Source organism: Polycladomyces abyssicola (genome assembly GCF_018326425.1).
GTDB lineage: Bacteria > Bacillota > Bacilli > Thermoactinomycetales > JIR-001 > Polycladomyces > Polycladomyces abyssicola.
The window spans coordinates 1,248,105-1,261,776 of sequence record NZ_AP024601.1 but is presented as its reverse complement, the minus strand read 5'-3'; the positions used below and the strand labels follow the sequence as shown (position 1 = coordinate 1,261,776).

The 13,672-nt window shown below is 52.3% G+C and carries 12 protein-coding genes; 2 read left to right on the top strand and 10 right to left on the bottom strand.

The window, feature by feature from the left end; translation table 11 throughout:
• Nucleotides 1-6: 6 nt before the first annotated feature.
• From KI215_RS06295 to KI215_RS06280, 4 genes are all read right to left on the bottom strand, one after another.
• A complete protein-coding gene (locus KI215_RS06295; protein ID WP_212774700.1) occupies nucleotides 7-1,587 on the bottom strand; it encodes a SagB family peptide dehydrogenase in 1,581 nt (526 codons plus the stop codon).
• Between the two features lie 22 nt (nucleotides 1,588-1,609).
• Nucleotides 1,610-3,553 carry a TOMM precursor leader peptide-binding protein gene (locus tag KI215_RS06290; RefSeq protein WP_212774699.1) on the bottom strand — a complete coding sequence of 648 codons (1,944 nt, stop codon included), beginning with the start codon at nucleotides 3,551-3,553 and terminating at the stop codon, nucleotides 1,610-1,612.
• The gene (locus KI215_RS06285) at nucleotides 3,550-5,499 is read right to left on the bottom strand and encodes a putative thiazole-containing bacteriocin maturation protein (RefSeq protein ID WP_212774698.1); all 1,950 of its coding nucleotides are present in this window, start codon (nucleotides 5,497-5,499) and stop codon (nucleotides 3,550-3,552) included. Before KI215_RS06285 ends, KI215_RS06290 begins: the two co-directional genes overlap by 4 nt.
• A gap of 174 nt (nucleotides 5,500-5,673) precedes the next feature.
• On the bottom strand, nucleotides 5,674-6,018 hold the full coding sequence (locus tag KI215_RS06280; protein ID WP_212774697.1) for a heterocycloanthracin/sonorensin family bacteriocin: 345 nt from the start codon (nucleotides 6,016-6,018) through the stop codon (nucleotides 5,674-5,676).
• A gap of 235 nt (nucleotides 6,019-6,253) precedes the next feature.
• On the opposite strand from KI215_RS06280, the gene KI215_RS06275 reads away from it, so the two are divergent.
• Entirely contained in the window at nucleotides 6,254-6,460 is a 207-nt protein-coding gene (locus tag KI215_RS06275) for a hypothetical protein (RefSeq protein ID WP_212774696.1), read from the top strand.
• A gap of 449 nt (nucleotides 6,461-6,909) precedes the next feature.
• On the opposite strand, the gene KI215_RS06270 is transcribed toward KI215_RS06275, so the two are convergent.
• From KI215_RS06270 to KI215_RS06260, 3 genes are all read right to left on the bottom strand, one after another.
• Entirely contained in the window at nucleotides 6,910-8,073 is a 1,164-nt protein-coding gene (locus KI215_RS06270; protein WP_212774695.1) for an iron-containing alcohol dehydrogenase, read from the bottom strand.
• 177 nt (nucleotides 8,074-8,250) lie between these two features.
• A complete protein-coding gene (locus tag KI215_RS06265; protein ID WP_212774694.1) occupies nucleotides 8,251-8,673 on the bottom strand; it encodes a hypothetical protein in 423 nt (140 codons plus the stop codon).
• A 144-nt stretch (nucleotides 8,674-8,817) separates the two neighbouring features.
• Nucleotides 8,818-10,086: an APC family permease gene (locus KI215_RS06260; RefSeq protein ID WP_212774693.1), complete on the bottom strand. Its 1,269-nt coding sequence runs from the start codon at nucleotides 10,084-10,086 to the stop codon at nucleotides 8,818-8,820.
• 136 nt (nucleotides 10,087-10,222) lie between these two features.
• On the opposite strand from KI215_RS06260, the gene KI215_RS06255 reads away from it, so the two are divergent.
• The gene (locus KI215_RS06255; protein WP_212774692.1) at nucleotides 10,223-11,137 is read left to right on the top strand and encodes a LysR family transcriptional regulator; all 915 of its coding nucleotides are present in this window, start codon (nucleotides 10,223-10,225) and stop codon (nucleotides 11,135-11,137) included.
• A 74-nt stretch (nucleotides 11,138-11,211) separates the two neighbouring features.
• On the opposite strand, the gene KI215_RS06250 is transcribed toward KI215_RS06255, so the two are convergent.
• The 3 genes from KI215_RS06250 to KI215_RS06240 form a co-directional block, all read right to left on the bottom strand.
• Nucleotides 11,212-11,994 (bottom strand): DeoR/GlpR family DNA-binding transcription regulator, encoded by a 783-nt coding sequence (locus tag KI215_RS06250; protein ID WP_212774691.1) that lies wholly within the window; start codon nucleotides 11,992-11,994, stop codon nucleotides 11,212-11,214.
• A 217-nt stretch (nucleotides 11,995-12,211) separates the two neighbouring features.
• Complete coding sequence (locus KI215_RS06245; RefSeq protein ID WP_212774690.1) at nucleotides 12,212-12,676, bottom strand: GNAT family N-acetyltransferase; 465 nt, start codon at nucleotides 12,674-12,676, stop codon at nucleotides 12,212-12,214.
• Between the two features lie 158 nt (nucleotides 12,677-12,834).
• The gene (locus KI215_RS06240; RefSeq protein WP_212774689.1) at nucleotides 12,835-13,668 is read right to left on the bottom strand and encodes a lipoate--protein ligase family protein; all 834 of its coding nucleotides are present in this window, start codon (nucleotides 13,666-13,668) and stop codon (nucleotides 12,835-12,837) included.
• Nucleotides 13,669-13,672: the final 4 nt, after the last annotated feature.

Sequence of the window (13,672 nt, the reverse complement as noted above, 5' to 3'; positions counted from 1 at the left end):
CCTCCCCTAACCATGCAAAATTCCCGCCCATCGGGAGCCAAGACGATAGGGACCCATCGGGATTTGGATCAAGCTGGTTCTTTCTTGTGGGGCCATCTTGTAGATCTCATCACACAAGCCCACATCAAATCCGAGGAGCGGGTGCCCTCCCATCCCGATGGCGGAAGCCGCCAGCAGTAAACGCTGCACGAGCATACCCGCTTCCATCTGTTGGATGCGATATCCTCTGTATCCCAGTGACGTTTTGAGATGGTCTCGGTCCCCTGCCACATGTAGGCAGAGCGGTACTTGGAACAGATTGACATTGTGCATAGACATCCCCTGTTGCAGCCAGTACCGATGATCTCCGAGGCGTACCAACTGCAACGCATGAGCAGCACTGTCATAGTGGTAAGCACCATCCGGAATGCCTTCAACACCATACAAACAGCCATACAGTATGACACGCGACTGGGGCTTTTCTTGTGCTCCGTCCAAATCATTTTGATATACAAAGGAAGCCGTCGCCTCTTTGAGCAGCGTGGCCAGTTGCAGTTGGCTAACCTTGCTCCAAACGAAATCCATCCCCGGTGAATACCGCTTCCGGCAGACCGACGCCAGATCATAAGACAACCGGTTTACATGTGGCAGGGCCACCGCCTGACCCTTCCGGTTGACATTCTTCTCCCCTGCGATCTGTCGAAACGATCGTGTTGATTCCAGCATGGATGCTTGGTTCATCTTGATCAGCATCGGATGTTCCTTGACCCTCAGCGACCGAACATAGTGATCATGATGAACCTCTGTCAACTCCCGGCACAACTCGGCGGCAGTAAGATCCCCGTCTCCGTCGTTCCCGTCAGCAAACCAAGTGATCGCAGGCTCTACCGACAGCGGAATCACCGCATATACGCTCTCCTCCTGTTCGGACAGCCCGAGCAGATGGTTAACGGCCCGATCAAGAAACTGAAAGTACACTCCCGATGCGAAGCCAAACCGTTTCGCCACTTCCAGTAACTGCCCGATCAGCACGCCGGCATCCAAACCTTGCAGTCGGTAGGCAAAGTTATTGTATTTAAAGAAATTTTTCCAAAACATGGTCGACACAAATACAGCGCCAAAACAAGCCGACATGTCACAGCGATTGCCAAGAGCCCGGGCCAGATAGGAATCGAAATCGCCTTCGCGCAACAATACCAAGCGGTGATGTGCCACATCATAATGGTACACCCCGACAGGCAAATCCTCCATTTTCAGATACACGTAACATTCGTTTGGATACAACGCCCCACCGGAGGGAACAAATCGCCGGTACAATTGCGTCAGGCCCATCGGTTGTCCCGAGGAATCCAAGGCATCCACTGACGGTGAGAATTGAGTAAGCCCGTATACGTACCAGAGAAAATGACCGATTCCGCGAAGGTCGGGCTTCACATGCGCTTCCCGCCCCTTGAGTGTCAACGGGACTTCCAGAGAAAACGGAACCACGGGCAAGCCTCGATAAAGCTTATACGCAAGCGGTGCGTCTTCCCAATCCACCTCCCAGTCTGGCGGTTGGATCTTGTCGATGTCAAAATGCAGATTGTGTAGAAATGCCTCCAGCCTCATCCTTCTTCCTCCCAGGCATGGATTAAGGAAAGGGATGCGGATGCGGATTGAGCTGTTCAACCGTCAGTGGTTGCTTCGCATACCCGAGTTCCACCGGTACCCGGAGCACCCTCTCCAGCCCGGTCACGCGCGTAAGGTGATGTCCGAACGTCATCGGCAACATCCCCGGAATCAACACTTTCACGCAATGCAGTCCGTTTCGCTTGAGTTCCGGTGTCGTCTGGTCCACCACGATCACGTCCAGGTTCAACCGGCGAAATACCTGGAGAATATCCTTCAGATCGTCGGTCAGGTCCGCATGCCTTTCACTTCGTTCAAATTCCTCGTCAAATGTTCGCAACGGACGATTTTCATCCAGTAAAAATTGCAGTCGTTCCTCCGCTTGCGGCAAACTGTACAGCATGGAATGGTCCTCCATCTGCTGCACCAGGAACGGATCGTGTAACATTTGCTCAGCCTTCTCCCGGTTCGCCTCAAATTTCTCGTCAAGCATCAGCATCATACCGGCCAATTCGTGGATCGCGCTTTTCACCGCCCGTAGTGGATCCAGATGAGTTCCAGCCGCACAGATGAGATTCACTCCATTTTGTTTTCTGTTTTTCGCCAACGCCCAAACGCTTGGAATCCCGTGCTCCATCGTCGAGTTAAACAGATACAGATCATATCCCGCCACCACCTTCAAACGGTCGATCATCAACCGTAATTCTTGGTCGTCAGCAGAACTTGGATCAAGGCGTGGGATCGGCAGTTGCGCATACCAAGTCATCAGGAATGAATCACGTTCCAACACTTCCATGATGCCGTAGAATATAGCCTCCTCCAAGCTTCCGCCTAACGCGCATCCGTTGGAAGTTTCATAGACAAAGCCACCCCCACAGCCCAAGCTGTAATAGGCGAGCAACTGCGGAACCAGAATCGGGCGCTCCTCTAATAACGAATAGCCCCATACCCAATCGATTGGACGGTCAGGATCAAACGGTTGAAATGGAAAACCAGGCCGCTCATACTGTTCCTTCGCGTGCACACCTACCTTGACGGGGTTGAGCGCTTGATCTGCCAGATTTCGGTAACTGTCGTGGATCACTGTCCGTTTGCCGCGGGGTGTCAGGCCGCAATACCGTTCCAATCCCTCCAAAATAGCTGTCAACACGCTTTCTGCATAGGAATGAGTCCGACCTGCTGCTCCCTCATCCTCCGTAAACAACGGCAAATTTACACTCGCATCAGCAAACGGGGACATGAGATCATGCATTTTCCCATTCAAAAGGCCAGTCCGGGAATCCAGATAATCTTGAACCAGAACGTCCTTCAGGTCATCGATTGAACGACAACGGAAACTGTCGGCATTGATCTTGGGACTTGGTTGCAGGGAAATTCGGGCCGCTGTCGGTGAATCGTCTGGCAATCCACCACAAACCGGACACTGCGGATCGGGCAAAAAGAAGTGACGTGAGTTTTTCAGCGTTTTCAGGTTGATCAAAAACAATTGTCCTTCCAAGTGGGCTCGTCTGCCTTGCAACACCCTCTGTGCCTCCGCTGCGATCAGGTGAGCCATCTGCCATAGTCCTGTTCGCGATGCCCACGCGTCACGTGGCATTCCCCCGTTCGCCGTCAGCATCTGTTGCAGCCCCCACATCTCCTTGCGGTCGAATCCCGCCATGAGACGTCGCCAATCCGCACACTGGGAGCACCCCGGCGTACCCGGGCGAACCAGCGGCCCGACCACGCCCTCGCCAAATGAAACAAAGCCGCGCAGCCAAGGGATACCGGTTGGTTGCAGCACCTCTTCCGCCTTGTGATGAACGGAGGGATGCCAGGTATCGTGCAACACCAGAGCCAAATTCGTCGCTTCCGGTACTCCTGCCTTCCAATCGGTTTGACGAACGACCTGGTTTTGGGCGGATAATTCTCCACATACGAAGTCCGCCAACAACCCTTCGCCGACAACCATCACGACAGCACTCACCGGGATTCCTCCTCTCGCAACAACACGCCGAACACCCCTGCCAGTCCCTCTTTCAAAAACGGTTCCAGCGCCAGATCTAAGGACAAGAGCCGCTTACGGTTCCGTTTCAAGACTTGCAAGGCGTATTGCATGGTCTCCGATTGTACCGTCTCTTCACACGCGGGAATCACCAGATTTTGCGGCACCTTTCCTTCAAAAAGTACGGTATATGCCTCCAACGCTTCCGTCGCGTAGCGCGTCACCTGGTTTTGTGACTTCTGCAGCGCCTGTTGCAGTGCCTGTTGCAACGCCTTCCTGAGCGCCATGGTCACATTTAAGCCTACACTGCCATACCAGCATTCGCTCGTACCGACCCACACCACAGGGAATCCAAACACTTCCTCTCCCAAGCCGATCAACGGTGCTCCTTGTATTGTGGTCAATGCCCGCAAATAAATCAGGCAACGCTCATCTTCTACTGCACTCAACTGCACACGAGAGACAGGAGGCTTCTGATCCGCCTGTCGCTTGCTCAGCTCCTCGGCCAGACACTTTTGCAATCCACGACAAATGCCTTCTGCAACCGTTTCTCCCGCTCCGACACCGACAAATTCCTGCGATTCTACCATCCCATCCTCGACGAGCACCCCGACCAAACGCGACACATACGCTTCAATCCCGGCCAGCCCCGCTTCCCGCCGCGCTTCCTCATGTGTCAGACCTGTACAGACAATGTCCGGCAACAGCTTAGCCGGTCCCTCCGACAGCGGATCGGCTGCCTGCACGCGGCACTGAGCCAGCGGAAGTTGCTTCAGGTCCCCTTCCTCCCAAATATGGAATATCCCTGATTCTTCCGATGTCAACAGACTGAAGGTTGGAAGCAATCCATTCGGTTCATTTCTCTTCGCATCCCGTGCGAGCCGCAGATCGAGATCGTGAACCCATTTGGCTGCTGCACGCCCGGTTACCAGCGGATGGGGTATGAACGAATGCCAGTTTCCTTCCAACGTCTCCAGATTCAGCAGGTAGAATGTATTGTTACGTTCCGACTCGCTTATACCCGTAACCGTTTTAAACAACTCAAACGTGATCACATTCGCCAACATCGCTCCCGCTGTGGATGAGAAGGTGTGCAACTGCGGGTCTTTGCGAAGCGCGGTATGGTGTATGCGGCGCCACGCCGATTCCCAACATCCCTCAGAGTCCGGATGCACCAGCGGACCCGCCACACCCACATGCTCTAGACACATGGCGGGAAGGAACAACTTCTTCTCCTCCCTGCAAACCGCATGAAGAACCCGTAGTTCCTCGACATCGCCCTCCTGCGACACATACAAAATCGAATGAAATGGCTGCACAGCCTCCCGCCAGGAACTCACCCCCTCCTTCTGTGGGGTGACCTCCACCAAAGCCACCTCGGGATCCGTTTTACGGGCATGTGCCTCCAGTTCCGCCAACCGCTGCCGGTTGGTCTGTACCGAATCCGTGATCAGCACGTGGAACCGAGGCAATCCGGATTCAAACAAGGCCGCAACCAACGAGACCAAAAACGGTCCTGAGCCGATCGCCAAAACTTTGGCCTGACGATAGCTCTCAAAACGGTACCCGCCCGATCCGCCCAAATGATCCAAGAATTCAATTTGTGATGCATACTTTTTGAGAATTTCATCCGGCAATTGATGCTGACGGTCTTGGCTCACATCCCGGACAAAGCCGTTTTGGTACAACATTTCAGCGATTTCATACACCCGTTCCCGGTATGGGTCCGGCAATCCGTCTGTTATATCTTCCAGCGTGTACTCCCCGTTGAACACCGGTATGAGTTTTTCAATCCACTGATCGATCGTCCTGCCTTCCATACGGAACGAGACAAAATTGTTCCGAAAATAAACACCGCCGTTTGGATCAGGGAGATAAAACGTGTCCGCTTTCACTTTCAGACGCATAGTAGGGTTCAAACTGGTCATGCCGCTCCTCCTTACCGTGAGCTGTTCTCAAATCTGCGCCATCACTCTGGTATTTTATGTACTGCTATTTGTCCCTCATGCCTTGAAAAGCCCCTGCCAGCCCAAAAACTTGTCTGTGCAGGGGCACTCTTCTCCTTAGGCAGCACTATTTCCGTATGCGAAGGATCCGCGGAATCAACCTCGGCAACCACCGCAACGTGCGCAACCACCGCAACGTGCGCAACCACCGCAGCGGAACCCACCGCAGAAACCACCACCGCAGAAACCACCACCGCAGAAACCACCACCGCAGAAACCACCACCGCAGCGGAACCCACCGCAGCCGAAACAACCACCGCATCGGAACCCACCGCAGCCGAAACAACCACCGCATCGGAACCCACCGCAGCCGAAACAACCACCGCATCGTTGAGCCAGAGCAGGATCGTGCTCGCCTTCATTTACCCAAGGCGTCACCTCGCTCTGATCGAACTCGTCGTCAACACTCAAATTTTTAATTTCTTTTTTGAAATCATCCATTTTTACAACCTCCAGTTATAAAAAGAATTGGTTTGGCCAGCTCCGTAAACAGGAACTGGCATGAAGGAACAGGTAGCTATTTGTCCCTTATAGCTGATTTTTTAAGAGAAGAACCCCTGCCCAAAAACTTGTCTGTGCAGGGGCGACTTCTTTCCCCAGGCAGCCACTATCTCCGTATGCGAACGATCCGCGGAATCAACGTCTGCAATTACCGCAACGAGCGCAGCGGGCACAGTTGGCGCAGCGGACACAATTGGCGCAACGAACACAATTGGCGCAGCGGACACAGTTGGCACAACGGACACAGTTGGCGCAGCGGAAGCAATTGGCGCAATTAAAGCCGCAGCGGACACAGTTGGCGCAATTAAAGCCGCAGCGGACACAGTTGGCGCAATTAAAGCCGCAACGGACACAGTTGGCGCAGTTTCGGCCACATCGTTGAGCCAACTCAGGGTCGTACTCGCCTTCATATTCCCAAGGCGTCACCTCGCTCTGCATCAACTCGTCGTCAACGCTCAAATTTTCAATTTCTTTTTTGAATTCATCCATTTCCACAACCTCCAGTTATTTAAAAGGAATTGGTTTGGCTAGCTCCCGTAACCAAGAACTAGCATGAAGGGACAGAACGAAGATCATCAATTGTCCAAAGGATGTATCAGCCAAATATCCCTTCAGCGAATGTCCCCATCGACAAAATATTCTTATGATCAAAGCTCCGCTTTTGTTACGGGTCAAATGCATTTTCTTCATCAAACTAAAGAAAGCTTGCTTCACGGGATGAATGTCCTCGATATGTGCAACCAACTGAAAGCCAAGATCCTTCGCCGCCGACATGGTCTTTTTGCAAACAAAAAAGCGCCCCATAACGGAGCGCTTTTCCTTGCATTCCCATCACAAACTCATTCGCAACACTTCCAACACATCTGCCTTCGTCATCCGCTTGAACCCGCCAAACTCACCTTTGATCATCGCTTTTTCCGCCATCAGCTCCAACTTCGAATCGTCGATCCCGTAGTCAGCGAGGCGGGAAGGTGCGCCGAGCGAATCCCAAAATGCGCGCAGACGCTCGATGCCTTCCAACGCCACGTCTCGGTCAGATTTACCGGCGGGGTCGACATCAAAAACGCGGACGGCCAGCTGTTTGAACCGGGATACGTCTTCATCCAGCACATATTTCATCCAGTTGGGGAACAGGATGGCCAGTCCGCCGCCGTGGGGAATGTCGTACACCGCAGAGACGGCGTGTTCGATCCGGTGAGTACCCCAATCGCCGACCATGCCCATGGCGAGCAACCCGTTTAATGCCAGAGTGCCGCAATACATGATCGTCTCGCGATACTCGTAATTTGTGAGATCTTCCAGCAACTTGGGTGCTGTCTCCACAATCGTGCGAAGGATGGATTCGCAGAACCGCTCCAGCACCGGTGTGTTGGGAGACTTGCTAAAATACTGCTCCAGCACGTGCGACATCATATCGACAATACCGTATACCGTCTGCTCTTTGGGCACCGTAAACGTATGCGTCGGATCGAGGATGGAAAACTTCGGATAAACGTGGGGACTGCTCCAGCCCACTTTATCCTGGGTGTCCCAGTTGGTGATGACCGAGATGTTGTTCATCTCCGATCCGGTCGCAGCATGCGTCAGCACCGTGCCGAGCGGCAAGGCTGATGTCGCCTTCACCCGGCGCATGATGATATCCCACACGTCACCGTCATAGTGAGCGCCGACAGCAATCGCTTTGGTACAGTCAATCACGCTCCCGCCGCCCACGGCCAACAGAAAATCGATGTTTTCCCGTTTGCAGATCTCAATTCCTTTGTTCACCGTGCTCAAACGGGGATTGGGCTCCACACCGGACAGCTCGTACACGTTTTTCCCCATTTCACGCAGGATGGCCGTCACGCGCTCGTAGATGCCATTGCGCTTGATGCTTCCCCCACCGTAGACGAGCAACACATTTTGGCCGTAAGCAGCCAATTCGGTTCGCAGTGCAGACAATTGCCCTTTTCCGAAGATCAGCTTGGTCGGATTGTGAAAAGTGAAATTCTCCATATGCGATCCCCTTCACTCTGGAATTCATTTTGATTTTACAAGTGGAACTGAACGCGAGTCGAACCCCGTTGAGGTGATTTCAATTTCACTTCAGATCTATACTTTAGGGTTTGAGCTGATGTTGCAGATCATCCATATATTGGTTTAAAGACGTCCACTCTCTATCATGCACATTTTTTATTTTATCATTGTCGATGAGAAACTGTCCGGCGGGCCCACCAACCATAGTGAGATATTTTTCCCTTTATATTCAACTTCCTCTAAATACAAAAGATATTTTTGACCCTTTTTTAATAACGGAAAACCACTGAGTTCCACTTTGCTGTTACCGTCTTGTGTAATGGTCAATTCTTTTTGAGCAGATTGATTCTTAGGCGCTTTAATATATTGGATGACATGAAATCGGAAGTCGGAAAAAGGCAAATCGCGATGTTGTGTGTATTCTTTTTCTATGCTCCTTACTTCACCAAGAGCAATGATATCAGAGTCTAAAAGTTGTTTTTCCGTAACATGTGGCCATGTTGCACTTATTTTCATACCAATTTCTGTTTGGTTGGTCTCCCTTGTTTTATTGATGTTATTAAGAGTGATATTTGACATGATGATCCCTGTGGTGATAACAAGTAGAAACGCATAGAAAAGAAACTTTCGTTTCTTCAGATTAATCCCCCTCTTCCATCACCCAATTGACGCCCAACATACGATTCTCTCTTTAGTAATCATCCCATTGGTAGCGGGTTCATGTCATGACCGCTCCATCGTTTGTTGTTTCAACCGCTCCGCACGGGAGCGATACAGTTGATTACCGCCCATCGCGGCAATCATCAGCAACACCCACCACGAGCTGAATGCCAATATGATGACAAACCCCGATCCCAGCAATACAGCAACGGTTTTCATTTGTTTCTGGCGAAAAAGACGAAACGCCGCCACGATCCCGAGCAACGCGTTGCACAGAAAAAATGCGTCGGCAATAGAGACCAACCGCTCCAGATGTAGCCAGCCTAATGCCGTGAATGTCAGCACTGTCAAATGGATGACGGTTAAAAACGTCAGTCCGCCCACCGGCGTGCGATGTCGCGACCGTTTGGACATCCATTGGGGCAATGCCCCTTCATCCGCCAGCGATGCAATCAACCGCGATGCACTGCCCACTGCCAATAGATAGGTGCTGATGCACAGCCCCGTGGTCAGTAAAGTGATCGCCGTCATCGTCGCGCGACCGAAGAGCGGCGTTAATACCAGCGCCAAACGAAGGGAGTGTGTTCCCGCCTCCGGCACGCGGGCAGGATCAATCCACTGTGTCGCCGCCGCCACGGCCAAGCTGACCAGCGTCACCACGACGGCGCTGTAGGCAATCGCCCGGGGGATCGTGCGCCTGAGATCCCTTACCTCCAAGCTGTAGTTGCCGATCATTTCCCAACCGACCAGCGCCCAGAACAACAGGAGCAAACCATATCCGAAGTCGGGAAGGTGAAACGGCGTTTGCCACAACGAACCGCTGCGGAAATAGGGAATCGCAGCCAAACTCCCCACTACCAGCGTACCAGCCGCCAACGAAGATAACAACAGAGAGACGCGGCTCACCCACGCGAGCGGCCACAACAAGATCGTAAAACAGATTCCCAGCAGGAAAAAAGCGATCATCATGCTGTAACCGCGATCTCCCGCCAGCCACACACTGAGATACTCAGCAGCAGTCAGCATCACCGCAACAGGCCCCACCAATACGGCCGCGATCAGGAATTGCGCCGCCAAATGTTTGATTGGCCGGCCGAACGCGTTTTCCACAGCCGTTGCCATACCGGCATCACCGGGATACCGGATGGTCAACTGCCCGAACAAATACGCAAACAAAAAACTCAGGCCCATCGTTACGGTCCATGCGATAATCGCCTGATCGCCCGCAATTCGATACACAAGCGGGGGCAACAGGATGATGCCCGAACCCAACACCGGTCCAATGATCAAGCCGCTGAGCAGTACAGGTCCCAGTTTGCGCTCCGCACCCATGATTGTCCCTTCTTCCTCTCGACAGGAATCGCTGTTTGTCAACTTTGATTATACGCCCGTGTCTGTTATTAATAAAATAGATGGTTTTGATCATATGGATCGGAAAATCCGATAGATTATACCGGAGGGGAGAAACTTGGAACTGCGTCACTTGAAAACGTTCAAGGTCGTTGCCGATATGGGCGGATTCACCCGCGCTGCTGAGGCATTGGGGTACGCGCAATCAACCATCACCTCTCACATTCAGTCGCTGGAACGGGAACTGGGGCGTCCGTTGTTCGACCGATTGGGTAAAACAGTGGTGCTCACCTCCGCCGGTGAACGGCTGTACGAATACGCTTCTCAAATCCTGCGACTCTCCCAAGCGGCCGAATCAGCGGTGACGGATGATTCACAACCCGCGGGCAAATTGACGATCGGTGCTCCGGAATCGTTGACGGTTTATCGTTTACCGGCCATCATGCGTGAATACAAGGAACGGTACCCCGATGTGCAAATCGTGCTGATGCCCAGTCAGTGCTGGGAAATGTCTCCCAAACTGCGTGCTGGTGAGTTGGATGTCGCTTTCCTGCTGGCACCGCCTGCCGAGGAACCGGACCTGCAAGTGGAAACGCTGTTGGCCGAACCGATGGCGTTGATCGCCTCACCCCAACACCCGTTGAAGGATCGCGCATGTGTCCATCCCGAGGACCTGATCCACGAAACCCTGTTGAAAACGGAAAAAGGATGCAGTTACCGCCATTGTTTTGAACATGACATGAAATCCGTATATCCTGCTCATGAGATCGAGTTTTGGAACATCGAAGCGATCAAACAATGTGTCATGGCGGGTCTCGGCATCGCCTACCTGCCCCGGGTCACGGTGGAAACCGAGCTGAAAGAAGGGAAATTGATCGCGCTCCCATGGTACCAGGATCAGCCGGTCGTTCTCACTCAGTTGGCGTATCACAAGAACAAATGGCTGTCCCCCGCTTTGCGTGTGTTTGTCGACATGGTACACCGACATGCGGAGCAGTGGCGGAAAACGGCGTCCACCGTCACAAGTGCATAGTTGAGCCATAACCCGCTCCTCGTCCAACAACAAAGCCGGTTCCCGATCTGAATCAGACCGAGGAACCGGCTTGCTCATCGAATTTCTTCCTCCTCTGCTTTCGCCATGATCACCTTGATTCCCTGATTCGTCAATTTCCGAACAGCATCTTGGTCCGCTTCTTCGTCTGTAATCACCAGATCGATGCGTTGGATCGGAATCATTTTGGCGAAACAATCAATCCCCAGTTTGTCATGTGGAGCTAAACCGATGAGTCTCCGTGACACCTCCGCAACTGCACGACCAAAACCCGCCACTTCAGGAGTAGACGTACTGATCCCTCTTTCGGAAATTCCACCGCCGGTTGCAAAACAAAGATCAATGGTAAATTGGCCTATAAACTCGGTGGCCAATGTATCCGTAATGCTCCCGGATGGTTTTACCCTGCCGCCGATCAGATACGTGTCAATATATTCATTTTCCCTCAAGGCATCGGCTATTTGGATGGAATGCGTCACTACCGTGAAAGTTTTGTTTCTCGGAAGATATTGGGGCATGCTATGATGAATGCCCGCACTGCCAATGAATACAGTATCCCCTTCCTGTATATAAGAGGCGGCCATTTTGGCAATGGCACGGATATGCGGTGATGGTTTCTCATATCGAATGGCAGGTGGCGGTGGCAGAGTCCGCACCTTGGGAATCGGAATAGCACCACCATGGGTTTTTTTGAGCAATCCTTGTTCTTCCATGATCGAAAGATCTCTGCGTATGGAATCCACTGAAACTCCAAACATCTCGGCCAACTCTTTGGCCAACACTCTTTGCTGCTTTTGAAGCAATTCCCATATTTTTTGCCTACGCTCCTCCGCGAACATTACCACCACTCCCTATATTCAGAAATTTCGTTATCTGGATTCCATTTTATTCTGTTTTGTTCATGATTGTCAATGATCAAATTCTTATTTATTCATTTTTATTCCTGTTCGACTAAACAAAAAGGAGCCGCTTTCCCCGCGATGGCAGAAAAAGGGGCTCCATAGAAACGCTGTACGCCTGTTTTGCTTTTCTTTCGATTGAACGATGACGGATGGATCAGAGCTCAATCTCAAACTGAACGGCGTCAAAATTTTGACCCGGCCAGCGAATCGTCCCAATTTCCTTGCAACCCCAACGCCGGTACATATCCGGCAGCCACGGGTGATCCTTTGCCGTATCGAGATACAGTTTCTTTCGTCCCCGTTCTTTGGCCCGTTCCTGTGCAAATTCAAACAGCATTTTGCCCAAGCCTTGTCCTTTCAACTCCGGGGCGATGCTGAACCAACTGAGCGTGTCCCTTGTTTCGTCATTGTCCTGCAGCCGAACTGTTCCCCAAATACGGTCATCCTCGTCTGCGATCACGTAAAACTCATCTTCGCGAATGCTCTCTTCCACACGTTTGACGGAAACATCCACCGCTTCCATGTTGAACCCGTACTTCCTGATCGGTCGATACGCCTTGTGCAGATGTTGCTGGATCTTGCGTGCGTCCTTTACTTGGGCAGGGCGAATCGTCCACATGATTTCTCCTCCTTCAGCTGTTTTCGCGTTGGTTTATTCCCTCCTCACTCAAAATCAAACGTGAAATTGTATTCGAAAAACAGAAATAAATGGTTGTCCCGAAAATGCTCGAAGGGTGGCTCAAAGAGAATGCCACCCTTCAACAAATCCATGATGCTTTAGCGTTTCAAATTCCACTCATCCCGACCGTACCTCGTTTCCACCAGTTGTTGGACGAGCGTCTCTTCATATGCGGACAGTTCACCAGGCGACAGCCGGATTCCCATCCCTTTTTCAAATCCGCGCGTAAATGCTTCCAACGCCTCTTCCATCGTGACGGGGTTTTCCCGCAAATGATTGATGGCCACCGCTTTTTCGAGAAAACCTGCCTTCATCCGCTCCTTCACCCGCTCGGAGGGAAAACGGAGCACATCGAACAGCAAGTCCACATCCAGATCGAGCAGAATGGAACCGTGTTGCAAAATGACACCCCGTTGTCTCGTCTGTGCACTGCCGGCTACCTTACGCCCTTCCACGACCAGTTCGTACCAAGAGGGGGAATCGAAACAAGCCGCCGATCCCATGGAGGCAAAGCGCTCTTTCTCGGATTCGTCCGCCAACGATACCATGTCCGCCTGCAAACCGAGTTGGCGGAAGCCTTCCAACAGTCCGTTGCTGAACACCCGGTACGATTGGGTCACCGAGCGAGGGATACCTGGATATGATTCGGAAACGATTATGCTGTAAGTCAACTCCCGATCATGCAAAACCGCCCGGCCCCCGGTCGGTCGCCGAACAAACCCCAAACCGCGCTCACGCAGTCGATCCAGATCCACCTCTTTTTCCACCCGCTGAAAATAGCCGATGGAGAGCGTCGGGGGGTTCCATCCGTAAAAGCGGATCGTGGGCGGCGCCTTTCCCTCGCTGTGCGCGATCAGAATCGCCTCATCCACCGCCATGTTTTCCGCTGCGTTTTGGTATCCCGTCCACAGCAATCGCCATGTCTTTTCCATCTTC

What these genes read in the sequence shown, in the direction of transcription:
- KI215_RS06295 (WP_212774700.1), bottom strand. Translation starts at nt 1,587, where the DNA reads ATGAGGCTGGAGGCATTTCTACACAATCTGCATTTTGACATCGACAAG.
- KI215_RS06260 (WP_212774693.1), bottom strand. Translation starts at nt 10,086, where the DNA reads ATGGGTGCGGAGCGCAAACTGGGACCTGTACTGCTCAGCGGCTTGATC.
- KI215_RS06265 (WP_212774694.1), bottom strand. Translation starts at nt 8,673, where the DNA reads ATGTCAAATATCACTCTTAATAACATCAATAAAACAAGGGAGACCAAC.
- KI215_RS06245 (WP_212774690.1), bottom strand. Translation starts at nt 12,676, where the DNA reads ATGTGGACGATTCGCCCTGCCCAAGTAAAGGACGCACGCAAGATCCAG.
- KI215_RS06280 (WP_212774697.1), bottom strand. Translation starts at nt 6,018, where the DNA reads ATGGATGATTTCAAAAAAGAAATTAAAAATTTGAGTGTTGACGACGAG.
- KI215_RS06240 (WP_212774689.1), bottom strand. Translation starts at nt 13,668, where the DNA reads ATGGAAAAGACATGGCGATTGCTGTGGACGGGATACCAAAACGCAGCG.
- KI215_RS06270 (WP_212774695.1), bottom strand. Translation starts at nt 8,073, where the DNA reads ATGGAGAATTTCACTTTTCACAATCCGACCAAGCTGATCTTCGGAAAA.
- KI215_RS06285 (WP_212774698.1), bottom strand. Translation starts at nt 5,499, where the DNA reads ATGACCAGTTTGAACCCTACTATGCGTCTGAAAGTGAAAGCGGACACG.
- KI215_RS06250 (WP_212774691.1), bottom strand. Translation starts at nt 11,994, where the DNA reads ATGTTCGCGGAGGAGCGTAGGCAAAAAATATGGGAATTGCTTCAAAAG.